General features: G+C 60.3%; 18 protein-coding genes. 7 read left to right on the forward strand and 11 right to left on the reverse strand.

The genetic code is table 11. The features are described from left to right. Positions 1 to 162: 162 nt before the first annotated feature. The 3 genes from KEHDKFFH_RS10555 (at position 163) to KEHDKFFH_RS10565 (ending at position 3437) form a co-directional block, all read left to right on the forward strand. Positions 163 to 1245 (forward strand): AraC family transcriptional regulator, encoded by a 1083-nt coding sequence (locus KEHDKFFH_RS10555; protein ID WP_104321894.1) that lies wholly within the window; start codon positions 163 to 165, stop codon positions 1243 to 1245. Continuing rightward, complete coding sequence (cls, locus tag KEHDKFFH_RS10560) at positions 1245 to 2675, forward strand: cardiolipin synthase (protein ID WP_104321895.1); 1431 nt, start codon at positions 1245 to 1247, stop codon at positions 2673 to 2675. Before KEHDKFFH_RS10555 ends, cls begins: the two co-directional genes overlap by 1 nt. 84 nt (positions 2676 to 2759) lie before the next feature. After that, positions 2760 to 3437 (forward strand): GntR family transcriptional regulator, encoded by a 678-nt coding sequence (locus KEHDKFFH_RS10565; protein WP_104321896.1) that lies wholly within the window; start codon positions 2760 to 2762, stop codon positions 3435 to 3437. A 6-nt stretch (positions 3438 to 3443) separates the two neighbouring features. On the opposite strand, the gene KEHDKFFH_RS10570 is transcribed toward KEHDKFFH_RS10565, so the two are convergent. Together KEHDKFFH_RS10570 and KEHDKFFH_RS10575 are read right to left on the reverse strand one after the other, a co-directional pair. After that, entirely contained in the window at positions 3444 to 5525 is a 2082-nt protein-coding gene (locus KEHDKFFH_RS10570) for a patatin-like phospholipase family protein (RefSeq protein WP_422385692.1), read from the reverse strand. Between the two features lie 142 nt (positions 5526 to 5667). Then, positions 5668 to 6273 (reverse strand): hypothetical protein, encoded by a 606-nt coding sequence (locus tag KEHDKFFH_RS10575; protein WP_104321898.1) that lies wholly within the window; start codon positions 6271 to 6273, stop codon positions 5668 to 5670. Between the two features lie 218 nt (positions 6274 to 6491). Between KEHDKFFH_RS10575 and KEHDKFFH_RS10580 the strand changes: the two genes are divergently transcribed. Further along, the gene (locus KEHDKFFH_RS10580; protein ID WP_104321899.1) at positions 6492 to 6857 is read left to right on the forward strand and encodes a hypothetical protein; all 366 of its coding nucleotides are present in this window, start codon (positions 6492 to 6494) and stop codon (positions 6855 to 6857) included. 13 nt (positions 6858 to 6870) lie between these two features. On the opposite strand, the gene KEHDKFFH_RS10585 is transcribed toward KEHDKFFH_RS10580, so the two are convergent. Continuing rightward, positions 6871 to 9672, reverse strand: a complete 2802-nt coding sequence (locus KEHDKFFH_RS10585) for an ATP-binding protein (RefSeq protein WP_104321900.1) — start codon at positions 9670 to 9672, stop codon at positions 6871 to 6873. A gap of 96 nt (positions 9673 to 9768) precedes the next feature. On the opposite strand from KEHDKFFH_RS10585, the gene KEHDKFFH_RS10590 reads away from it, so the two are divergent. Then, positions 9769 to 10002, forward strand: coding sequence for a DUF2789 domain-containing protein (locus KEHDKFFH_RS10590; protein ID WP_008173223.1), 234 nt, complete (start codon positions 9769 to 9771; stop codon positions 10000 to 10002). On the opposite strand, the gene KEHDKFFH_RS10595 is transcribed toward KEHDKFFH_RS10590, so the two are convergent. The 7 genes from KEHDKFFH_RS10595 to KEHDKFFH_RS10625 form a co-directional block, all read right to left on the reverse strand. Next, a complete protein-coding gene (locus KEHDKFFH_RS10595; RefSeq protein WP_104321901.1) occupies positions 9996 to 11477 on the reverse strand; it encodes a GGDEF domain-containing protein in 1482 nt (493 codons plus the stop codon). The genes KEHDKFFH_RS10590 and KEHDKFFH_RS10595 overlap by 7 nt on opposite strands. Positions 11478 to 11545: 68 nt before the next feature. Beyond that, entirely contained in the window at positions 11546 to 12478 is a 933-nt protein-coding gene (gene xerC, locus KEHDKFFH_RS10600) for a tyrosine recombinase XerC (protein WP_104322010.1), read from the reverse strand. Between the two features lie 19 nt (positions 12479 to 12497). After that, positions 12498 to 13244, reverse strand: coding sequence for a DUF484 family protein (locus KEHDKFFH_RS10605; protein ID WP_064228437.1), 747 nt, complete (start codon positions 13242 to 13244; stop codon positions 12498 to 12500). Positions 13245 to 13260: 16 nt separating this feature from the next. Then, positions 13261 to 14175, reverse strand: coding sequence for a diaminopimelate epimerase (gene dapF, locus KEHDKFFH_RS10610; RefSeq protein WP_104322011.1), 915 nt, complete (start codon positions 14173 to 14175; stop codon positions 13261 to 13263). Positions 14176 to 14189: 14 nt separating this feature from the next. Further along, complete coding sequence (gene lysA / locus KEHDKFFH_RS10615; protein ID WP_104321902.1) at positions 14190 to 15440, reverse strand: diaminopimelate decarboxylase; 1251 nt, start codon at positions 15438 to 15440, stop codon at positions 14190 to 14192. Between the two features lie 41 nt (positions 15441 to 15481). After that, the gene (gene lptM, locus KEHDKFFH_RS10620) at positions 15482 to 15643 is read right to left on the reverse strand and encodes an LPS translocon maturation chaperone LptM (RefSeq protein ID WP_241956478.1); all 162 of its coding nucleotides are present in this window, start codon (positions 15641 to 15643) and stop codon (positions 15482 to 15484) included. A gap of 66 nt (positions 15644 to 15709) precedes the next feature. After that, positions 15710 to 18568, reverse strand: coding sequence for a class I adenylate cyclase (locus KEHDKFFH_RS10625; protein ID WP_104321903.1), 2859 nt, complete (start codon positions 18566 to 18568; stop codon positions 15710 to 15712). Between the two features lie 109 nt (positions 18569 to 18677). Here KEHDKFFH_RS10625 and KEHDKFFH_RS10630 point away from each other — a divergent pair, with 109 nt between their 5' ends. After that, the gene (locus KEHDKFFH_RS10630) at positions 18678 to 21122 is read left to right on the forward strand and encodes an EAL domain-containing protein (protein WP_104321904.1); all 2445 of its coding nucleotides are present in this window, start codon (positions 18678 to 18680) and stop codon (positions 21120 to 21122) included. 28 nt (positions 21123 to 21150) lie between these two features. Here the strand turns inward: KEHDKFFH_RS10630 and argH are convergent, their stop codons facing one another. Next, the gene (gene argH / locus KEHDKFFH_RS10635) at positions 21151 to 22560 is read right to left on the reverse strand and encodes an argininosuccinate lyase (RefSeq protein WP_104321905.1); all 1410 of its coding nucleotides are present in this window, start codon (positions 22558 to 22560) and stop codon (positions 21151 to 21153) included. Positions 22561 to 22679: 119 nt separating this feature from the next. Here argH and KEHDKFFH_RS10640 point away from each other — a divergent pair, with 119 nt between their 5' ends. Beyond that, complete coding sequence (locus KEHDKFFH_RS10640) at positions 22680 to 23720, forward strand: sensor histidine kinase (RefSeq protein WP_104321906.1); 1041 nt, start codon at positions 22680 to 22682, stop codon at positions 23718 to 23720. Positions 23721 to 23738: the final 18 nt, after the last annotated feature.

Below are 23738 nucleotides of genomic sequence, written 5' to 3' on the forward strand. Positions count from 1 at the left end.
TTTCCTGTTCCATAAAACACCTCCTGATTGCTTTTCCATTGCTTCAACCTGATACGCTGATGCTATCGTTAAAGCCACGGGTGACCGTTGACAGGCGGTTGCATACACTTGACATTTTGTATCAGTCATCATGACAGGTCGTTAACTATCAGGCCGTATAACGTGACATCTGCTCAATCCGAGTCCACCAGCGTTCCCCTGGTGGCAGCCTCCAGCACGCTGGCACTGGTTCATTACCTTGAGCGCCAGGGCGTGCTCAATGCACCGCGCGTTGAGCAGCTGACCGGGCTGGCAATGTCAGAACTCACTGACCCGGACCGCCGCGTTCCAGCCGATGCCCATTATCGGCTCTGGGAGCACGCCGAGCTTGTTACCGGCGATCCGGGTGTCGGGCTGCATGCTGGAAAGGTCGTGGACCCGGAGCGAATGGGGCTGGTCGGGCACGTGTTTTTCAACTGCGATACGCTGGGTGAGGCGGTTACCCAGTATGTGCGCCTGCACCGGCTGATTAATGAATCGGTATTCCTGAGCTTCGAGCAGACTGCCGACCAGGCCATCCTGTGCTGGCAGCCGGACAGGGCCGAACACTACTGCCGGCAGGATATGGACCGGACCCTTGCGGCGGCCATCACACGTACCCGCCACTTCATTCATCCGGGCATCCACGCGGAATGGGTGGAGATTGCGCACCCCGCTCCTGTGTACGCGGACGAGTATGAAAAACTCCTTGGTGGTCCGGTCCGATTTGACTGTGGCATTACCCGCCTGGCATTCAGCAGCCGGCATCTCGGGCATCCGATTCCCCGCCGCAACCCCTATGTCTATTCAGCAGTGCTGAAACAGGTCAACTCCCTGCTGGCACGGCTGCAGACCCGGCGCTCCTTTGGCCGCAAGATTCGCCGGCTGATTTCGAAACAGATGGCAACCGAGAGGATTGATGCTGACAGCCTTGCCCGCCAGTGCCATATGAGCCGCCAGACGCTTTACCGAAAGCTCAAAAAGGAGGGCCTGAGTTTTCATGGCCTGGTGGAACAGGTCCGCCAGGACAAGGCGCTCAGGTATGTGGCGGCGGATCAGTACGCTCTCGGGGAGATTGCCTTCCTGCTTGGTTTCTCTGAACTCAGCGCCTTCAGCCGGGCGTTCAAACGTTGGACCGGCACCTCGCCGGCCGAGTACCGCGCGCGGCATCTGGCAACCCCAGAGGCAGATAACCTGAGGCCGGGCACCGGCGACGGGGATCAATGATGGACGAGCTGTCTCTGGTTGCAATCGCGGTTGGCGCTCTTTATCTGGGCGCATTCGCCTGCGTGTATCGCATTCTGATGACTTATCGTACCACCCAGGGCGCTATCGCCTGGGTTATAGGCCTGATCGCGCTGCCCTATGTGGCAGTTCCCATGTTCGTCCTGTTCGGGCGTTATCGTTTCGGCGGCTACGTGAAAGCCCGGCGCCTCGGAGACGAATCTCTGACCAACCTGCTGAACCGGTTCGAACAACAGACCACCTCCATACCGATCCCGACCAGCGACCGCTTCACAGACGAGCTACAGGTGCTGTGCCGGCTGGGACGCCAACCGTTTACCGATGGCAACCGATGCACACTGTTACGGGACGGCGAAGCCACCTTCGACGCCCTGTTTGAAGCCATGGAAGACGCCGAGCACTATATCCTGCTGGAATTCTACATCGTGCGATCAGACCGGGTGGGCCGCCGGATCAAGTCGATTCTCGAGCGCAAACTGGCCCAGGGTGTGGAAGTCTGGTTCCTGTACGACGACATCGGCAGCGTCTGGCTGCCCCGGAAATATCTTGATCAGCTTGCCGCCGCCGGCGCCCGGGTTGCCTCATTCGGGGACGGCAACATCCGCCGGCGGCGGTTCCAGATCAATTTCCGGAACCACCGCAAACTGCTGGTCTGCGACGGCAAAGTCGGCTTTGTGGGCGGCATCAATCTGGGCGACGAATACCTGGGCACGGCCATGGACCAGGAACCCTGGCGCGATACCCACTGCCGGATTGAAGGTCCGGCAGTCACCGGCCTCCAGTTGGCGTGGCTGGAGGACTGGAACTGGGCCAGCAACGATTTCCCCAGCCTCGACTGGAAGCCCTCCGAAAACCAGCCCGGGAACGACGAGGTGCTGATGCTGCCGACAGGCCCCGCCGACACCTGGGAAACCTGTACCCTGTTTTTCCTGAATTGCATCAACAACGCCCGATCCCGGCTCTGGATCGCATCGCCCTACTTCGTGCCAGACTTCCAGATCATGAATGCGCTGCAGCTGGCGGCCCTTCGGGGGGTCGACGTGAGGATCCTGATTCCGGAAAAATCAGACAGCCGCCTGATCGGTCTGGCGGCTTACTCCTACCTGGTCCAGGCCTGCAAGACCGGGATCGGTATCTATCGCTACCAGCCCGGCTTCATGCACCAGAAAGTTATCCTGGTGGATGCCCGGTATGCGGCAGTGGGAACGGCCAATATGGACAACCGGTCAATGCGGCTGAATTTCGAGATCACCGCCATTACCACAGCACCGCACTTCATCCACAGTGTGGAATCCATGCTGGAACAGGATCTGGACAGTTCCCGCCTGATGACCGAAAGCGACTACAAGGACCGCTCGATCCTGTTCCGCGTGGCTTGCCGTGCGGTCCGGCTGCTGGCACCGTTGCTCTAGGAGGTAAGGGCCACTGGCCGGGAAATACCCGATGTGCGACTATGCCTACACGATTCAGCCAGTACGCAGTAGCGACAGATCATCATGAATGCCTTCAAACCCAGAGAAACACTGACCGAACAGGTCGCCCGCCACATCGAGAACCTGATTGCCTTTGGCCAGCTCCGGTCCGGAGAGCGGATCTATGAGGGCGCCATGGCCAAGCAGATGGACGTCAGCCACGGATCCATCCGGGAAGGGCTGCTGCTGTTGGAGAAGCGGCATCTGGTTCGTAACGTTCCCCGCAAGGGTGCCTTCGTGACCCCGCTGGATGACTACTTCGTTCGCAGCCTTTACGAAACCCTGGAACTGTACCTCACCCATACCGGGCGCAAGCTGGTGCGTAACTGGCAGCCTGATGATATGGCCAGGTTGGAAAACCTCTATGACCAGATGCAGGCCTGCTACCAGAAAAACGATCTGATGGCCTTTCTGGAGCTGGGCATTGAGTACACCAAGGCGTCGCTGGCCTACGCCGATAACTATTTCATTGTCTCGGCCATTGATGACCTCTGGCCATCGGCCAAGCGCTGCGCGTTTGTCGCTTTCCAACAGGGAGGCAACCAGGTGCTCGAAGACAACCTGGCGCACATGGAGCAGTCCATCAGCGCCATCAAGGATCGGGATGAGCACCGCCTGGCAGAGATACTGCACCGCTATGCCCTGCAACAGTGTCAGCAGGTTCTCGCTGCCATCGAAAAGACCGGCAACAAGACTGCCTGAGGGCCCTCAGTAGAAGAGCTGAGTGAACGAGAAACCGATATTGAGGTAGGCCGTCCAGTTATCCTCGTTGTTGTAGGCTGCGGCCAACTGAACCGGACCGAGGAAGGTATCCACGCCCGCGAACACACTGGAGGATTTCACCGAGTTGTCCCAGCTTGCCGCACCCAGCGAGGGCCAGGCATTACCCGCCTCGAACCCGGCGCCCACAAACCAGGGCAGCAGTGGTCCACCAAAGCTCTGGCTGGCGTAGGCTGAGACCATCAACGCGTTGTCTCCGGTAATTTCACCCGGGGCGTAAGCCGACAACCGGCGAAAACCGCCCAGGCGGACCGCATTTTCAATGCCTGGCGTGCCCTTTGTTACGGCATGGGCATACATCAGCCCGGTCAACGTCAGGCCCTTCCAGCTGTCAGTACCCAGCACCAGTCCGGTAACCGAATCAAACTCCCGGTCTGACCCCAACCCCTCACGCTCGAAGCGTGCCCGAAGGCCGGCAAAACCACCCGTGCGAGGGAAAAAGGTATCATCCAGCGAGTCATGGACCAGTTGCAGGGCTATACCGCCCTGATGCACGGAACCCTCCGGGGCCACCGGCTGGCCGATCTGCTCATCCACCGTGGCATAGCCCCGGGCGTAGACCAGTCTGATCTCGGCATTGCCGCCAATTTCCATACCCAGCGCCAGATCCGCTTTTCGGAAGGTCACGTCAACCTCCGCAATGCGCGTGCCCGCGGCATCAAACTGGCTGAAGGTATCCCGGGAATATTCGCCCCCCAGCACCAGGAAACGCTCATAACCGTAATCCAGAGGCTGATACCACTGGCTGCGCAGCCAGGGTTCGGTGCCAAGCTGAACCCCGGTGTGCCACTCCCCGCCCAGCTCGTTCAACTCGGTCATGCGAAGAGCTGACGCCAGATTGAAACGGGTTTCCCCGTCGAAGTTATCCTCATAATTGAGTCCGAAAGACAGGTAGTTCGGTCCCCAACTTTTCTCCTGGACGCGAATAGTAAGGACCGTACCTTCGGCCGACGACGCCGTCGAATACGACACGATTTCGTAGTAGCCGAGGCCATAGATTCGTTTAAGATCGGCCTCCAGCTGCCCGGTATTCAGAGGCTCGCCGGTTCTCTGTCGGATTCGCTCTTTGAGGAAGTCGCGAGCCAGCCGACGACTGTCTTCTATCTCGATGCGCGAAATGATGTCTGCGTCCGCATCCCTTGCCGCCACACGGTCCCGCCAGGCCGCCCACGCCTTCCTGGACACCGAGAGTGGACGCAGTTCGACACCATGCTCCCTGGCCGTGCTGGCACCCAGCTCGAACAGGACCGGAGCATCGTAGAAATCGGCGGAGGTGTAACCCTCCAGATCCGGGCGTATCAGGACATCGCTCTCTGCGAGCAGATCCAGCTGTTGATCGGTGTTTCTTCGGGTCATGATGGTTGTGAGCTGACCGACCACGGAAAACGCACCTCGCAGTTCGTCGATCTGCATCAGGCTGTCGGTAATATCTATGGCGATGATAATGTCCGCGCCCAATTCCCGGGCAACGCTGATTGGCAGGTTATTGGCGACGCCACCATCCACCAGCAGCCGGCCATCGCGTTTCACCGGCGCATACACGCCGGGAATGCTCATGCTGGCCCGAATGGCCTCAGACAGGTTGCCGTCACCGATCACCACCTGCTCACCAGTCTCGAGATCCGTGGCAACAGCCCGGAAGGGAATGGGAAGCCGGTCGAAATCTTCAACCAGAGCGGCGTTACGGGTCAGTTCATTGAGGATGAAACCAAGATTCTGGCCGGCAATCAGCCCACCGCCGACATGCAGGCCATCGGCGCGAACCCCGATTCCCGGAACCACCGGAAACCGCCAGTCTTCCTGCTTTCGCCGAACCGGCTTGTAAACCCGGCCAGGGTCATCGCGAAAGCTGGAAAGCCAGTCCATTTCAATAAAACGCTGCTCGATATCACTGACCGGCATACCGCTGGCGTAAAGGGCGCCAACCGCGGAACCAGCGCTGGTTCCCACCACCAGGTCAACCGGAATCCGCATTTCCTCCAGCACCCTCAGCACGCCGACATGGGCCATACCCTTGGCGCCACCACCACTGAGAACCAGCCCCACCCGGGGGCGCTCCTCCGCCGGAGCCAGAGGCGCCAGAAGAAACAGGGTCGCGGCCAGCAGCCAGAGCGCACTCCGGGCCAAACGGTTGCGCTGAGTCACAACTGGCTCATTTCCGCTCGGAGCTGTCGTCATCCGCCAGCGAGAGGTGGGACACATCAGGTATCACCGGCGGCGGCAGGTCACGCTCCACACCCAGATCACTGCCGGCCGGAGCCAGACTCCACTCGTCCAGATGCTGGAACATCGGGGGTTCCACTTCGGTCTTCTCTGCAAGGGTGACTCCGGGCGGATCCAGACTGAGACCGGAGCCTGAGAGAATCGTGTCTACCTTCTCGCCCGCCACCGGGAGACGATCGCCGGGTTCGGTCTGGGGAACCTCACCCCGCTTCGCTTCCGCCGGCGGAGCTGCTGGCTCCGGCTGCAGACGCGGCTGGTTTGCCGGGGCCGAAGGCCTGGGCTGAGATGGCGCATCGGCAGCAGGCCGGGCATCGGCCATCGGCTGGACATAGGCGACCATGCCGTGCTTCTTCAGTACCGCCCGGTACTTTTCGGCCTGAACCTCTTCCAGCTTGTTGCGAATAACCACCGGCTGACCACTGAACATACGGTCGACCTGCTCGAGAGAGGCCTTGAACAGGGTGCGGGCGTTATTGCGCGCAGTTTCCAGATCCGTTCCGGGAACGCATTCCCCTTTAAAGACAAGCTGAAACATGCGTTTTCCTCTTAACGTCCGTCTTTTCTACATCATAGTTGATCGAGTCGCACACCGGGAGCCCGAAACCCCGCCCGTCATTGTGTCGAGAGTGCAAACAATTGAAAAATTAATGTCACATATCACGCAAAATGCGACAGACTCTGCAATAATCAACGGTAACCAAACTTTACACTTGGTTACAGATTAACCGGATTGTCACCAGGGAGTGGAATCCAATGACTATCAAATCTTCGCTTTCCATCGCTGTCGTGGCCCTGTTGCTGTCGGCGCCTTTTGCTCATGGTGAAAACCTCGACGTACTCATGAGCCAGGTGTTTCCGGAAGCCCAGGCGACGTATATTGGTTACGAGAGCGTTGAACGGCAGGATATTCCTGCCAGCGCCGCGGTCGACCGCAAGTACCTGATCGTGGATTTCCGCCTGGCCTCGAATCAGATGGCATCTGAGCAGCTGCAGGCCAGCGTGCATAAGGTCTGCATGACCCTGCTGAAAGACCGCGACCTGATCCGCCAGCTGTCGGATTCCGGCTACGATATGGTCTCGGTCGCTTTCGACCGCCGCTCACAGTTCGATTGCCTCTGAGGCACCCGATTCGTCACTCTTCGCGGCCGAGCAGTTTCGGGAATGCCTCAAGGGTGCTGTTGACCGCATCCAGATTGAACGCCTCCACATCCGCGAGCAGCTTTTCGCCGTAGCGTGTCACGGAGCGGGAGCGGAACCGCTGGCCCCAAGCCAGCACCCGGCGGGCAAAATCTTTCATCTGTTCCGGATCGCCGCTCTCTCTTACCGTTTCCCATTCATCACCGAAGTCCGCCGCCAGCTGCTCCCTGAGCCAGCCCCGTTCCTGCATGCTGAGGGTCTGGGCCAGCAGCCGCTCCGACTCCTTCGGTGCTCCCTCATCCTCCGCCTGTTCCACCGTGGCCTCGACCCGAGGCAGCGTTACCGTAAACACCGAACCCGTACCCGGCTCACTCTCCACTTCCAGCTCGCCGCCCATCATCCTCGCCAATTTCCGGCTGATCGCCAATCCGAGCCCGGTACCACCATAACGCCGGGTGTTCTGCCCCTCCTGCTGTTCAAAGGCATCGAAGATCCGCTCCACCTGGTCCTGCGGGATTCCGATGCCACTATCGCTGACGGTGACGACCAACTTGTAATACTGGCGCTCCGGCGCCTCTGCGCTCTGTTCAGCGTTGGCGGATCGTTTCTTGAGCGGCTTCGCGGTGGCCCGAACCGTCACACCACCGTCATGGGTAAACTTGATGGCATTTCCCACCAGGTTGAACAGGACCTGCCGAAGCCTGGTCTCGTCCAGCATCATGGCCGCAGGCATACGTGAGTCGACACTCACTTCCAGAGTGATGCCCTGCTCACGGGCTCGCAAATCAAAGATGTGGCGAACATCGTCCAGGAGACGACGCACAGACACTGCAGAATAGTCGAGCCTCATCTTTCCGGCTTCGATGCGGGACAGGTCCAGAATGTCATTGATCAACATCAGCAGGCTACGGCTTCCAGCCCGGATGGCATCCAAATAGTTCCGTTGCTGTGGATCGGTAACGCTGTTGCTGAGCAAATCACTGTAGCCGATCACCGCATTCATCGGGGTCCGGATTTCATGAGACATGTTGGCCAGGAACTCACTCTTGGCCAGACTGGCCGCCTCCGCTTCGCGGGCAAGACGTTCGGCCTCCAGTTTGGCGGCGCGCAATTCGTCCTCGCTCCTGCGCAGGGCATTCTCGGAACGGATGCGTTCGTCTACTTCCCTGGACAGCTTGCGGTTCCAGTACAGGAAGATCAGCACCACCAGAATGGCAATGAGCACCACCCGACGCACCACGGTGTAATCGGTTTCCTGCTCGATATCCAGATGGATCCAGCGGTTGTAGATCGATTCCGTCTCGCTGGCCTCAAGGCTGCCCAAGGCCTTGTTCAATACCCGATGCAGTTCCGGGCTGTCCTTGCGCACTGCCAGTCTCAGGTCGTATTGATAGGGAGTGATACTGGTGATTCTGAGGTTCGACAGCCCCAGCCTGGCGACGGTGTAACTGACCGCCGGGATATGGGTAACCATAACATCCAGATCGCCATTGGACAGAGCCAGCAGCCCCTCCTCCACGGTATCCATGGGGTACAGGTCCAGGTTCGGGTGGTTGATCAGCAGATAATCGTGGGCTGCGTGCCGGTTAACCACACCCACCCGCTCACTGCGGAGCTCGCGGAGGTCGCCGATAAAACGCCCGTCATCCCGTATCGCAAGGGCAATGGGTACGGTCAGATAGGCCCGGGTGAACAGAAAGGCCTCTTCCGTGCGAGGTGTTCGTGACAAGCCTGGCAATATATCAACCTCACCGGACCGGAGCTGCTCTTCAGCGTCCATCCGACTCCCTGCCACCGTCCGGGTAAACCGGACATTCAACTGGGCCTCGAGCCGGGTAAGCAGGTCCGGAATAAGGCCCGTGGGCCGACCATCCTGGGTGTATTCAAACGGCGGCCAATCCGAGCGGAAGGCAACCTTGGGGTTCGGGTGTTGCTTGAGCCAATCGATGTCCGATGCCGACAGCTCCAGTCCGCTTCGCTCCATGGCTGGCTGGTCTGCCTGCAGCCAGGATTGACGGATAGTGCGATGCTCGTTATGACTGATCGCAGCAATGGATTTGTTCAGAACCTGAAACAGTCGATCGTTGTCAGTGTCCACCTGCAACACGACATCCACCGGATTGCTGTCCAGCAGGAGCGACAGACCGATGCCGTTCACCATGGCCGACTGCAGATAATCGGAAACAACCGGAACCGGGGCCAGAAAAGCGTCAGCCTGACCCGAGAGTATCTGTCCAACGGCTTCGCTGACGTTGCTCACCGGCACCGGCGTGAACTCCTCCACCGGGTCGAGCATGGGGTACTGGTTGGGGTCACCGGCAATCACGGCAATCCGGTTGCCTTCCAGATCGGCCAGAGTACGAATGGCAGCATCGCCAGCACTGACGAACAGACCGTAGGTGAGGGACATCAGGGGGTCGGTAAAGCGTTTACCGGGAACCACCGGCATGCCGGGCATCCGCGTGGTGAGAACCGCATCGGTTGCCAGCTCGTTCTGAACCGGGCCACTCTCCCGACCCGGTTCCAGGACAACGGGCTCCATGGTCACTCCCAGCTTGTCTGAGAGCCGGGCGAGGTAGTCAATGTAAGTCCCGGCAAGAACGCCATTACCGGTATCAAAAACCAGCGGCACCTGATCACTGCGAAGACCGATGCGAAAGCGGTCCTGCTCTTCCAGCCAGGTCAATTCCTGCTTGCCAAGCACGGGTGCCGGCGATGCTTGTGGCGGTTCCGCCCGTACCGGGGATTGAAACAGCGCCAACAGGCAGCATAGTAGAAAGGCAAGGGTAACCTTCACTGGATATCCTTAAGGGTTCCGCTACATTTCAGGGAACAATACCTGCAAACGCCATTGATTTCATTCAGGCAAACGGCCAACGGGAGACGAATGTCCATGGACACCAGCAAACACACCCTCAGCACTCTGTTCGAACAACTTGGCCTGGCGTCCGACGCCAAAAGCATTGAGGATTTTGTCGCCAGGTACTCACCCCTGCCAAGCGAAGTTGCGATCCAGGACGCTCCCATCTGGTCCGAAAGCCAGTCCCACTTCCTGGAAGAAGGCCTTGAGGAAGACAGCGACTGGGCGGAAGTCATCGACGAGCTGGACGCAATGATGCGTCACTGAGCGATGGCCCTGTCGCTGATGATGACCCGGTCGCGGCCCGCGTCCTTGGCCTGATAAAGGGCGCGGTCGGCGCGGTCAAACACCGATTCCTCGGTGTCACCGGCAACAAAGCACGCCAGGCCGGCGGAAAAAGTAACGGTGACCGGTTCTCCGCGGAAGTGGAACGGCAGCTTGCCGACATGCTCCCGCAATTTATCCACCACTGTCCGGGCGTCCGCCGGCTCGGTTTCCGGAAACAGCACCACGAATTCCTCACCACCAAACCGTGCCACAAAGTCAGTGGTGCGCAGGCGCTCCCTGAACTCCCTGGCGACCAACTGGAGCACCCGGTCTCCGGCTTTATGGCCGTAGCAGTCGTTGATGCGTTTGAACAGATCGATATCCAGCACGCCCACGGTCAGAGGATGGCTATAACGCTGCCAGCGGTTGTACTCGAATGACAGCCGCTCTTGCCAGGCTTCGCGATTGGGCAGCTCGGTGAGCAGATCGGTCATGGCGCGCAATCGTTCCTTGCGGACCTGTTCCTGCATCTGCTCGGAATGAGCCTCCATGGCCGCCACTTTCTCCTGCATGGCCTCAAGCTGCTCGGAAAGCGCGCGCTCGCGGTCCGATTCCTGGGTCCGGAAGCGGCCGACCGCCTGACCGATGGATTCAAGGTGACGACTGACCGACTGTTTGAGATCCAGCAGGTTGTCGCTCTCCTGCAATCGCTGCCCCACCCGCTCAATCTCCTCGCGGATTTCCCGGTCGAGGTCCTCAGATGCATGCAGCCGCCCGGACTGGGCCGACGACTGGGCCGAGAAATGCTCTCGCAGCAGCTCCAGCCGTTCATCCAGTCGCTTCAGAAAGTCCTCAAATTCACGCTTGCTGCGGGTTACCGCGGCTATCACCAGTTCTGCCACATGGTTCAGCCCTTCCCGCAATTCGTCCCAGTCATTGCTGGCCAGCAGGGATTGCTGAAGCGACCGTGCACGGGCCTCGGCCGCGGGCTCCAGGGAAACCTGGGCAAGCATCTGGCCCAGCAACTGGCCTACCCGGCGGGCAATACGCAACCGCTGGGCATTGTCTTCGATATCCTGATCATTGCCCGGTACAGGCTCCGCCTGTTCAGAGCTCTCGGATTGAAATTCGGGGGCAGCCTGTTGCTGCTGCGGGTCCGGCTCTCGCGACTTGCGGGAAAAAAAGGAAGGTTTCCTGTCGTTGCCTGACTGGCGTTCGTCAAGAAGGGCGACCTGTCGATCAATCTGGTCCTGCAATTCCTTCCAGGCGTCCACATCCACCCGTTTTTTTCGCAGATCCTTGCGGATTCGCGCCAACAGACGGTCCAGTTCCGGGGTCTGGCCTTCGGAAGCCAGACTGGTGCGAACCAGCATGCGTTCGAGGGTGTTCCGTTCCGCCTTCCACTGCTTCTCCCGATTATCTGCCGACTCAAGCTCCTGAAGGTACTTTTCCTTCCAGGACTGATCCGATGCCATGGAACGCTCCCGCTTACCCTTGCTGTACTGTTGATGATTGCGAATGCCCTGCCCGCCCGTTGCCGGTATCAGGTGCTCTTGTCGCTGGTCTTGCCATGATACTTGTCGCGACGCGCTCTGGGGTGACTCTGGTCATAAACCCGGGCTAAATGTTGAAAATCAAGATGAGTATAGACCTGAGTTGTGGCGATGTCGGCGTGCCCCAGCAGCTCTTGTACGGCCCGAAGGTCGCCACTGGACTCAAGCATGTGGCTGGCAAAGGAGTGTCGCAACAGGTGTGGATGGAGCTTCTGGTCGGCACCGCGGCTGATACCCCAGCGGCTGAGGCGGGCCTGGATGCTGCGGTGGCTGAGCCTCTCGCCTCTCTGGCTGACAAACAGCGCGCTTTCACCATCGTTGGCCAGCGCCGCTCTGTGTCGCAGCCACTGCTGAATCGCTGCAATCGCCTTGCGACCGACTGGCAGCAGCCGTTCCTTGCCGCCCTTACCCAGCACACGGACTTCACCACCTCGCAGATCGACCGTATCCAGATCCAGACTCGCCAGCTCCGCCAGTCGCAACCCCGAGGAGTACATCAGCTCAAACATGCACAGATCGCGGACTTCCAGGGGATCATCCGGCTGGCCATCAAGCAGTTGATTCAGTTGGTCCACGTCCGCCACTCGAGGTAAACGACGACCACTCTTCGGGGCACGGATATCCAGCGCCGGATTATCCGAGGCCAGCTTCTCCCTGAGCAGGAACTGGTAGAACCGACGGGTCGCGGAGAGATGCCGGGCAATGCTTCGCCCTGACAGGCCCTCCCGACTGAGCGTCGCCACATAGCGGCGCAAATCATGATTGGTTACCCGCTGCCAGGCGGTAAAGCCACACAGGCTCAGCCAGCTCGCCAGACGCAGCAGATCGCGCTGGTAACTGTCGCAGGTTCTGGGGGAATGGCGTTTTTCAGAGGCCAGGTGCCGGATAAAATCCGTCAGCGGCCCGGAAAGCTCATGGGGCACCGCCGGAACCTCCGACACTCTAGCGGGACTCCGTCGCCATATCGGTGACCGGGGCAGCCGTGGTGTGGCGCTGCACCATCGGCGGCAGCAGGCGGCTGAGGGTATCGCTGATGTAGCTCAGAAAAAGCGACCCCATGCTCTGGTCAAAATAGCCCGGCTGGCAGCTGCCGACCGCAAACACCCCCACCAGCTCATCATGCCTGAGCGGCACCAGCGCCACGGAGGCAATCGGTTCTTCTCGGTCCGGGAACAGAAACTCCCGCTCGCTTTCACGGAACTGGCCACACACAGCCCTCTCGCCTTCCAGCAGACTGCCGAGCCGCTCCCGGGCCACGGATGGGCTCACCACATGCAGCGCGCCCTGGGAGGCTTCGGGCAGCTCGACATCGGTGAACAGCAGCACCGAGGCCGCGTCGAGCCCGAAATCGCCACGAATACTGTCATCAATGGCTGCGGCCATGTCGTTGAGGGTCCGGGCTTCAATCACCTGCATCAACAGCCGCTTGCTCTTTTCGAACAACCGGTCGTTATGGCGGGCGATTGACACCAGCTCCACCAACTCCCGGCGCAGGGTATCCCGCTGCTCCCGGAAAAGGTGTACCTGGCGCTCCACAAGGGAAATAGCCCGGCCACTGTCATGGGGCAGGGTCAGACTGCGTAGCAGCTCATCCTGGTCGACAAAGAAATCAGGGTTGGCTCGCAGATAGTCTGCCACCTCTTCCCGGGTGAGCTCACCGGCCTTCTGGCGGGCCGTTTGTTCTGTCATGGAGTACTCCTGGCTGTCAGGATCTTTGTTTATGGGGGCGACCGCTTCTGCGGCGGCGACCACCAGATTCACCTGGCAGCCTTAACTGCCCCTCAAATACGCTGGTTGCAGGTCCTTCCATGATAACAGGGGTCCCCTCACCCTGCCATTCGATGACCAGCTTGCCACCTCGCAACTCGATCTCCACGCGGGAATCCAGCAAGCCCCGCAAGCAGCCAACTACAACGGCAGCGCAGGCGCCGCTGCCGCAGGCCAGGGTCTCACCGGAGCCCCGCTCAAAGACCCGGAGGCGGGCATGGGTACGATCAAGGATCTGCAAAAATCCGATATTGGCGCGGGACGGGAATCGCGGGTGTCGCTCAAGCTTGGGCCCCAGCGTTTCCACTGGCGCCTGGTCCACGTCTTCAACCAGCAACACGCCGTGGGGGTTGCCCATAGACAGGGCGCTCAGTTCCACTGTCTGGCCATCGACATCCACGGTATAAACATCCTTGCGCCGGTCGGCGGCAAAAGGAATTGCCGGCGGATTGAACTCGGGCACGCCCATGTTGACCATGACCATGCCTTCGCGACCCACACGAAGCTCAATCACACCCTTGGCGGTCTGAACCCGGATCACTTTCTTGTTGGTCAGACGCTGGTCACGGACGAATCGGGCAAAGCAACGGGCACCATTGCCGCATTGTTCCACCTCGGAGCCGTCCGCATTGAAAATGCGGTAACGGAAGTCGACATCCGGCAGCCCGGGCGGCTCAACCACCAGCAGTTGGTCGAAGCCAATCCCGAAGTTCCGGTTGGCCAGTTCCCGGATCATATCCGGTCGCAGACGGAACGGCTGGCTGATGGCATCCACCACCATGAAATCGTTACCCAACCCGTGCATCTTGGTAAATCGAAGCATGGGGCCCTGACTCCGGCGTTGCTGTGTCATCTCCTCGCCCCCGCTCATTCCGGAAGGCAGCTCTCGGGTGCGAGCTGATCTTCGAGAGTTTCACGGCGGCGAACCACATGCACCTGGTCACCATCGACCATCAGTTCCGGCGGCCGGTTCCGCGTGTTGTAATTGGAACTCATAACAAAGCCGTAGGCACCGGCGGAGCGAACCGCCAGCAGGTCTCCGGCCTGGAGGCGCAGGTGCCGGTCCTTGCCCAGGAAGTCGCCGGTTTCACACACCGGGCCGACCAGGTCCCAGGCTTTTTCCTCACCTTCCTGGTGCGGCGTGACCGGGATGATCGCCTGCCAGGCGCTGTACAGGGCCGGCCGGATCAGATCGTTCATGGCAGCATCGATGATGGCAAAGTTCCGGTGCTCGGTGCACTTCAGGAATTCGACCCTGGTGACCAGGATGCCGGCATTGGCGGCAATGGATCGGCCGGGCTCAAGAATGAGCTCCAGCTTCCGGTCACCCAGCCGTTCGGCCAGCGCCTTGACGTAATCCGACGGCTGCGGCGGCTGTTCCTGATTGTAGGTAACACCCAGGCCACCGCCCATATCCAGGTGGTGAATGTGAATGCCCTGATCCGCCAGGGTGTCGATCAGCGCCAGCACCCGGTCCAGGGCATCCAGGAACGGGGACACACTGGTCAGCTGGGAGCCAATGTGACAATCCACACCCTTCACCTCAAGATTCGGCAAACCGGCAGCGCGGGCATAAACCTCGGGGGCTTCGGCAATATCGATTCCGAACTTGTTTTCTTTCAGCCCGGTGGAAATATAGGGATGGGTACCGGCATCAACATCCGGGTTCACCCGCAGAGAGATCGGCGCCTTTACGCCGAGTGCTCCCGCCACAGCATTGAGCCTGTCCAGTTCGGTGTCGGATTCGACATTGAAGCAGCGAACGCCCACTTCGAGGGCCCGCTTCATTTCCCACTCCTGCTTGCCAACGCCGGAGAACACCACCCGGGACGGATCGCCACCGGCCCGCAATACCCGCTCCAGCTCGCCGGCCGATACAATATCGAAGCCGGCACCAAGCCGGGCCAGAACGTTCAGAACCGCCAGGTTGCTGTTGGCTTTCACGGCGTAGCACACCAGATGCGGGTGATCCCGCAGGGCATCGTCATAAGCCCGATAATGCCGTTCAAGCGTTGCCCGTGAGTAGACATAGGCCGGCGTGCCAAAACGATCGGCAATGGCAGAGACAGGGATATCCTCGGCGTAGAGCTCGCCGTCGCGGTAGTTGAAATGATCCATGAGTTTCCTGATTCGTTTAACGGGGCCTGAAGGCCAGCGCACTAGTCGCGGTTTTCTTTCCGGTCCGACTGGTCCTGGGCCGAATCCGCCCCGGACGTCGCCGAAGCGGCCTGACTGTCACGGTACAACGGACCTTTCTGGCCGCAACCGCTCACAGACAGAGCCAGCATCAGCACAATGATCGGCAGAGTCCACGCTCGCATATCGGCTACCTACCCCTGAGTTCACTATGGCCGCAGTATACCTGACACCCGCCCCGGGCCGCGAGGTCAGCGCGTCTTTGCAAGGTGCTTGTTGAGGGAGTCCTCCAGCACAGACCGGTAATAGAGATACTGGCTGGTCTGGATATCCTGCTGATAGACCCTCGGATCGAGGTCGTGGGGCAGGTGAACGTCGGTCAGATACACCGGGTAAATCTCGTCACTCTGGCGCAGTGACCGGATGTAATGGGCCACCGCCGGAACCAGTTGGTCACCGTACTCCTGGACGCTGAATTCCTGGTCACCGCAGAAGATGTCGAAGCGCAGACGACTGTCGCCCTCATGGATGCCCACGGCCTGGACCTCAAACCCGAGCAGGGGCACACCCGAATCCGATTCCGGCCGGTATTCGGCGCGCCAGGTGCCGTCGCGCCGGACAATCTCGTAACACTGAACGCCCGCCACAACGCCAGCCGAATCGGTATGGCGCAGCAACCGACGCTCAATCAGGTTATCGAGAAACCGCAGTACCGGCACCAGCAAGTGCCGACGACTGGTCACCGCCTGCTCCCAACTGAACACCGAACCCAGCTCGTCAACCACCCAGAGCCGGGCCCGGTCGCCCAGAATACGGTAGAACACCTGGATGTTGTCCGGTTCGCTGGCCAGGCAAACCGCCCGCAAGGCCGGCTCTTCCTGCAGCGCGTAGCGATCGAATACCACCGGCAGATATCGTTCCTGGGGCAATGCCAGATGCTCCATCAGCGCCTCGAAGCTCTCCAGGGCAACAAACCCCGGCTCCACCCCGTTGAACTGGAGCAGGAAATAGCGACGATCCATCTCGATTACATAACGCAGCGGATGCGGGCCAGTACCGCCGGCAAAGAAGGGTCGAAGCACATCGGCAAACAGCTCCCGAACCCGGCGGGCAATGGCCGAGCCATGGCCCCGATTGTGGCAGTGCACCTGAACGCCGGGCAGTTCCGCAGGGTTTGCAGCCACCGAGGCGAGGACATTCTTCAGGCATTGGATCAGGGTGTCGCCGGCGGCATAGTGCTGCAGGCTCACCTCGTGCCAGCTGTTGAAGGTAATCTGGTCGATGCTGATCACCAGGTTTTCCCGGCCACCACTGAAGCCCAGCGAATCGTGTCGGGAACTGAGCTTGTGAAGCCCCTTTTCCGTCAGATGCGCCTGGGGATCGACGCCCACGTTGACCAGCAGCAGATTTCTCAGGGGCCGGACACCCCGGGACAAGGCCTCCCGCTCCGCAGGCGGAACCGGAAATGGCAGGAACGGGGACAGGGCGTCCAGCATTTCCCGCAATTCGCTGACCGAGGCAATGCTGGTCCCGGAACGCACGTTCAGTCTTGTCGAGCGGGTCAGCAGGCCATTGCAGTAACACCAGACCATCAATTCCGCCAGATTGCCGGAGCGACGGATAACCGGCTGCCAGAAAGCGTCCGCCGGGTCTTCGAGGTCCCGGTACAGCAGCCAGCCGTCGGCGTCGCCGCCCTGCTCTGACTGATGATGAAATGCCAGATTTTCCTCAGCCAGCGACGGCGCCAGTCCCGGATTGATCTGCTCAATCTTGCCAGCCTTGCGTTGAAACGCCGCATAGAGCTTGCGGCCCAGCAGGTTGATATCGTTGGCGCTGATGGCCGCCCGCTGGCCATGCTCCCTGGCCATTTTCGACAGCAACCGATAACCATGGGTCAGCTCGTTGACAATGGTTCGGCGCAAGCTGGTGACATCCTCTGCCCGCCAGCGCTGGCGCTCGTCCAGCTCGGCCAGAATGCTCTCGGACCAACCCCAGCGTGTCACCATCTGGCGCAGCAGGCGGGCGCGCCACTGCTCCCCGGAGACTTCGGACCGGGTCAGCGGCAAACCGGCTTTCAGATACAGGCTTCGGCGGATCAGGTCCAGTCTCGAGGCCACTTCCGGTCCGGCAAGCCAGCCTTCGAGACGATCATAAAGCATGACGTAAGGGTCGAGGCTATCGGCATCGGTCTCCCCGGAGAACACGGCCCGTTTGAACACGCTGGACAACAAGGCCTCGCCGGTGGTCCGGGCATAACACTCAATCAGAAGCAGTTTAAGAATGGACTTCCAGGGCGCATCAATGCCTTTGTACAACTGCCAGACACCAGCACCGAGAAATTCGGCCTCGGGAATCGCCGGAACCGGACCAAAATCGATGTAGTCCTCGGCACGCACGAACCGGAAATCCACCAGTTTGCGCATGCAGTCGTCGTAATTTTCTTCCTGCTCCGGAGGAATCAGCCACCACATGGGCCAGGCGCCAGCCAGATGGATGCTGGTCCGGTAGAACTCATCCAGTAACAGGAAGTGCTGGGCACTGCCACAGTTCTCGCCTGTTACCTCGGCCCGCTGCCGGCCGGCCCGCCAGTCCGAGGCGCAGAAGACGAACACGTGAAGTTCCACACCAAAGGATTCCGCCCAGCGAGTCAGCTTGGCAGCCTTGCGCTCGAGACAGCGGATTCCCCGCTCCGGCAAATCGCGCCGGTGGCAAAGCCAGACATCAAGATCACTGGCCACGGAGTGACCGAGGGTTCCGGGACTGCCCATCAGGAACATGGCGTCCAGATCCGGCTTGCGTTTGCCTTCATCCTTCAATGAGAAGGTCCGGGCCAGCCGCCGGGCCGCATTGATCGTGGCGGGCGACGGCTTGTAATTACTCAGGCCATAGGGGCAATCGCTGTCCAGGTAACCGGGCAATGCCGGATGGTTGAGATGAAACACCAGGGGCAGAACTTCCAGCACCATCTGCTGGCGATAGGACAACGCCGAATGAGCGCGGTCCCAGCGCTGCTGATTGACCAGTAGAAACCGGTCCCTCAGACGGCGGAGGGTCTTACGATCAATTCCCTCCTCAAAGTCGAGGGAAATCGGGGCAACGTGGGCGGTCAAGGCAGCTCCGCAGAGAGGTTCTTTTCAGCATCAGTATGAGTATGATGTCGGCATCGTGGCAAAACCTTTAGAAAAATAAAAGCTGGAGAACACGCGAGGCTCACCCGCTGTGAAAGAGTTCATCATCCGCCGCTACCGCTCGGAACAGCCCCCCGTATCCGAGCGCCAGACCGTTTTACGCATCGACGATGAAGGCAAAGTCCTGTTCGCCGACCACCAGGCCGAGGCAGTGCTCGGTTACGATGCCAGCGAACTGGAGGGGCAGCCGGTACACCGGGTCCTGGCATCCCGCCAGGATGACCCCTTCGCACCCGCCAACCGCCACCGGATCGAACGGGGCCAGAATGTTCTGGTGACCTTCCGGCACAAGGAGGGGTTTTTCTACACCGCCTGCCTGAGCCTTAGGCTCGACATGCGGGATTCCGACAAGGCGGCCAGCGCCACGATAACCCTGTGCGACAGTTCCACCAGAGATTCGCGGCTGTTGCGGGGCGCCGAGAGCAGTGCCGGTTTCGGGATCTGGGAACTGGATACCCGAACCAATGAAATGACCTGGACCGAAGGTATGTTCCAGCTTCTTGAGCTGAGACCCGGAGCCGACATCACCCCCGAGCAGGCGCTTTTCTACTGCCAGACTGGCCAGGCGAGGGTTCGTGCCATGTTCCGGCGCTGCCTCCGCACGGGGGAGGCGTTTTCCCTCAATCTTGATATTGTCACCTCGCGGCAGAACCAGCGGCGGGTGACTCTCAATTGTCGGGCGCTGAAGCAGGGGGGGAGGATTCCCCGGCTCGGAGGCACTCTGGTAGACCGGACCGCCGACATGCAACTCGACAGGGCTCGCCAGCATGCCTACGCCATGCTCGCAGCCACCACCAGCGCCACCTCCGACCTGGTTGTCGCCGTCGATGCTTCATTCAACCTGCTCCACTTCAACGCCGCCTGGGCCAGGCAGTTTTCCGAAACCTTCGGCCGGCAGCCGGAAGCAGGCGACAACCTGAGCGACCTTCTACAGGCGTTCCCGAACGAACGCAGATTGATGGAGCGGCTCTGGCACCGGGCCTTTGAGCGTGACAGTTTCGTGGTTGAAATGCCCATGGCCCAACAGTCCCGGGAACTACCCGTGCATGAATTTCACTACCAACGACTGACCAACGACCAGGGCGAAGTCACCGGCGCCGTGCACGTGGCCCGTCGCATTGAGCCAAGACTGAACCACGCCTCCAGCGAGGAATACCGGATACGTCACGATCCGGTGACCGGCCTGATGAACCGCAAGGCATTCATCGCCCGGGTACTCAGAACCCTGGAACAGAAAACCCATCGGGAATCCTGCGACAGCCTGCTCTATCTGGATCTGGATGAATTCGAGCGCTTTAACGATCTGGCTGGCAGCGGCACCTGCGACCGCTATCTGCGGGAACTGGCCGGCAACCTGGGCGTACGGGTTCGCCAGCGCGATGCCCTGGCCCGACTGGCCGGCGACACCTTCGCACTGCTGATAGAGAACTGCCCGGAAGCTCGGGCCCGCAAGATTGCCCAGGAAACCCTCAATCTGATCGGCGACTTTGTCTTCGACTGGCAGGGACACAGGCTCCAGACCACCGCTTCCGGCGGCCTTCTGATCCTGGACAGCGACACTCCCGGGGACCCGGAACAGCTTCTGAGCCAGGCGGCCGACCTGTGCCATACCGCCAAAACGTCTGGCCGAAACCGGGTCCACGCTGCCAGAGCCATTGCCCACCAGACCGACGAATCGACTGTCAGCAAACGGGTCGAGCAAATCCGCGAAGCGCTGGATAATCACAACCTGATTCTCGAATACCAGGCGATGCGACCGGTGGCCAGCCCCACCTGGGGCGACCATATTGAAATCCTCTGCCGGATTCCGACGACTGCGGATACTGAAGCGGCACTGAAGCCCGACGACTTCCTGCCCATCGCGGAGCGTTTCGACCTGGCCAAACGGCTGGATCGCCAGGTGATCCGGCAAACCCTGGACTGGCTCGGCAACCAGCCGTTGCTGGAACCACGATTGAAGTACTGCGGTTTCAACCTGTCTCTGGCCAGCGTTCTGGATGATACCTTCGCTGATTTTATGGCCGACGTTCTGAGTAAATCAGCGTTCGACCCTGGCTGTTTCTGCCTGGAAATTCGCGAAGCCCATGCCACCCAGTATCCCGATGACGTGGCCGTGCTGTGCGATGCGCTGCATCGGGCGGGCTTGCGCGTCGCCCTGGACGGCGCCGGTGCGTCGGTGGAAAGCTACAGCCTGGCGGCCAGATTGCCGGTGGATATCATCAAACTGGATCGGAGAATGGTTCAGCAACTGGAGGAGGACCCGGTGCAGCAGGTGATGCTTGAAGCCCTGCACCGAATTGCCGAGGCCGCCGGCAAGGTCACCGTGGCCACGTTTATCGAGAGCGACGACGCCCTGCGCAAGGTCCGGACCCTGGGCATTCATTACGGCCAGGGTTACCGGCTATTCCGGCCGCAACCGCTGGACGAACTGACTCCTGCGGCGGTGGATCTGACCACGGGACGGATCGGCGGCTAGCAGACCCGCCCCGCAAACGCGGAATGGTTCAGCCCAACTGACTGCGGGCCCGGCCAACGGCCGCGCGCACCTGTTCCGGCGCGGTACCACCGAGGTGATCCCGGGCCTGAACCGAGCCTTCCAGGGTCAACACGTCAAAGACATCAGCGCCAATGTGATCGGAGAACTGTTGCAACTCTTCCAGAGTCATATCAGACAGGTCACGCCCTTCTGCCACGCCAAACGCCACTGACTTGCCAACGATTTCATGGGCGTCCCGGAAGGGCACGCCTTTCTTCACCAGGTAATCCGCCAGATCGGTGGCGGTCGAGAAACCGCGCTTGGCCGCCACCCGCATGTTGTCGGCCTTGGAGCGAATGGCCGGAATCATGTCGGCGTAGGCTTTAAGGCAGCCCTTGATAGTATCCACGGTATCAAACAGGGGTTCCTTGTCTTCCTGGTTGTCCTTGTTATAGGCCAGCGGCTGGCTCTTCATCAGGGTCAGCAGGCTGATCAGGTGGCCGTTGACGCGACCGGTCTTGCCCCGAACCAGCTCCGGCACATCCGGATTCTTTTTCTGCGGCATGATGGACGAACCGGTGCAGAAGCGATCCGGCAGATCAATGAAATCGAACTGGGCGGAGGTCCAGAGCACCAGCTCCTCGCTGAACCGAGACAGGTGCGTCATCAGCAGCGCCCCAAAGCTACAGAACTCAATGGCAAAGTCCCGGTCGCTGACGGAGTCCAGGCTGTTCTCGCTGGCCCGGTCGAAGCCCAGCAGCCGGGCGGTCATCGCCCGATCGATGGGATAGGTGGTGCCAGCCAGGGCCGCAGCGCCCAGGGGCATCACGTTGACCCGCTTGCGGCAATCCTGCAGGCGCTCGGCATCCCGTACCAGCATTTCGTACCAGGCCAGCAAATGGTGCCCGAATGTGACCGGCTGGGCGGTTTGCAGATGGGTGAAGCCGGGCATGATGGTATCCGCCTCGCGCTCGGCCAGATCCAGCAGGCCCGCTTGCAGACGCTTCAATTCCTCGGCAATAACATCGATTTCGTCCCGCAGGTACAGACGGATATCGGTAGCCACCTGGTCATTGCGGCTACGGCCGGTGTGCAGTTTCTTGCCGGTGATGCCGATACGGTCGGTCAGGCGCGCCTCAATGTTCATGTGCACGTCTTCAAGGCTGACAGACCACTGGAAATTGCCGGCCTCGATGTCCGCCTTGACCCCTTTCAGGCCTTCGATGATTTGGTCCCGCTCCTCGGTGGTGAGCACGCCAACCTCGGCCAGCATGGTGGCATGGGCGATGGAACCGGTGATGTCGTGATGGTACAGGCGCTGGTCAAATCCCACGGATGCGGTGAACTTTTCAACAAAGGCATCGGTGGGCTCACTGAAGCGTCCGCCCCAGGGTTTTTCAGAGCTTGTGGTCTGGTCAGACTTTTTCTGATCCGTCATGGTCTATCTTTCCTGCTGACAGCCCGGCATCATCTGGCGGGAACTGGGTACATTGAACGTGGCGGGAGTATACCATTCTGACCCGGGTAAAGGAGACACCCCGTAACGGGGACAAAGGTGTGACAGAGAGCGAGTTCTTCGTTCCGGACCTGTGCCGGGTGAGGGCCGTGTTCCTGTTGCTGGTGACCAGCGAACTGCTGGTCCTGGTGCTCGCCATCGTGCAGGCGGACCGGGGCTGGATCGACTGGAATTACTTCGGACTGCTGTCGCTGTTCGTGCAGTGGACCACCCTGACCAGTGCCGCCCTGATCTGCCTTCTGCGTTCCAGGCTTGCGAGGATGTCAGTCTCCGGTGCAACGACCACCATTGTCGCCATTGTGCTGCTGGATGTGCTGGCGTTCAGCCTGTTTGCCGACAGCGTACTGCACCCCCAGGACGGCGTGGCCGTCTGGCAGGGCGTGGCCAAGAAAATGCTGCTGGCGTTACTGATCGTGCTCATGGTGCTGCGCTATTTTTACCTGCAGCACCAGTGGCAACAGCAACGGGAGGCGGAAATGCAGGCGCACCTGGCATCGCTTCAGGCTCGCATACAGCCCCACTTCCTGTTCAACAGCATGAACACCATCGCCAGCCTGATTGCGGTCAACCCGGAACGGGCGGAAGAGGCCGTGCTGGACCTGTCGGAACTGTTTCGCGCCAGCCTTCGCACCGGCGATCAGCTAATCCCGCTGTCCCGGGAACTGGCGCTGTGCCAACGCTACCTGGCCATTGAGGCACTGCGTCTGGGCGACCGACTGAAACTGGAATGGCAGATTGAGGAGGGCCTTGAGCAACAGGCGATTCCCCCGCTCACGCTTCAGCCCCTGGTGGAGAATGCCATCTATCACGGCATTCAGCCCCGCCCGGACGGCGGCACCGTGCGGATTGAGGCACAGGCCAAAGGCGAGTTTGTCTACCTGCTGGTGCAGAACCCGAAGCCGGACCAGAATAACCAGCAACACGACGGCAACCGTATGGCACTGACCAACATACAGTCCCGGCTCCGGGCGCTGTTCGGTGAACCGGCGGTGTTGAAGCAAAGCCATCAAAATGATGTGTATACCGTTACCCTGAGGTTGCCGCGGCAAAGGGCCGGCGAACAAAAAGCCCGCAAGACATGAATCCATGAAAAAGGGAAT

It is taken from the genome of Marinobacter maroccanus, from assembly GCF_002933275.1.
GTDB lineage: Bacteria > Pseudomonadota > Gammaproteobacteria > Pseudomonadales > Oleiphilaceae > Marinobacter > Marinobacter maroccanus.

Coding starts and splice junctions, on each gene's coding strand:
- KEHDKFFH_RS10590 (WP_008173223.1), top strand. CDS start 9,769: ATGGACACCAGCAAACACACCCTCAGCACTCTGTTCGAACAACTTGGC.
- cls (WP_104321895.1), top strand. CDS start 1,245: ATGGACGAGCTGTCTCTGGTTGCAATCGCGGTTGGCGCTCTTTATCTG.
- KEHDKFFH_RS10595 (WP_104321901.1), bottom strand. CDS start 11,477: ATGGCATCGGATCAGTCCTGGAAGGAAAAGTACCTTCAGGAGCTTGAG.
- lysA (WP_104321902.1), bottom strand. CDS start 15,440: ATGGATCATTTCAACTACCGCGACGGCGAGCTCTACGCCGAGGATATC.
- KEHDKFFH_RS10575 (WP_104321898.1), bottom strand. CDS start 6,273: ATGTTTCAGCTTGTCTTTAAAGGGGAATGCGTTCCCGGAACGGATCTG.
- KEHDKFFH_RS10570 (WP_422385692.1), bottom strand. CDS start 5,525: ATGGCCCATGTCGGCGTGCTGAGGGTGCTGGAGGAAATGCGGATTCCG.
- KEHDKFFH_RS10565 (WP_104321896.1), top strand. CDS start 2,760: ATGAATGCCTTCAAACCCAGAGAAACACTGACCGAACAGGTCGCCCGC.
- KEHDKFFH_RS10605 (WP_064228437.1), bottom strand. CDS start 13,244: ATGACAGAACAAACGGCCCGCCAGAAGGCCGGTGAGCTCACCCGGGAA.
- dapF (WP_104322011.1), bottom strand. CDS start 14,175: ATGACACAGCAACGCCGGAGTCAGGGCCCCATGCTTCGATTTACCAAG.
- argH (WP_104321905.1), bottom strand. CDS start 22,560: ATGACGGATCAGAAAAAGTCTGACCAGACCACAAGCTCTGAAAAACCC.
- lptM (WP_241956478.1), bottom strand. CDS start 15,643: ATGCGAGCGTGGACTCTGCCGATCATTGTGCTGATGCTGGCTCTGTCT.
- KEHDKFFH_RS10580 (WP_104321899.1), top strand. CDS start 6,492: ATGACTATCAAATCTTCGCTTTCCATCGCTGTCGTGGCCCTGTTGCTG.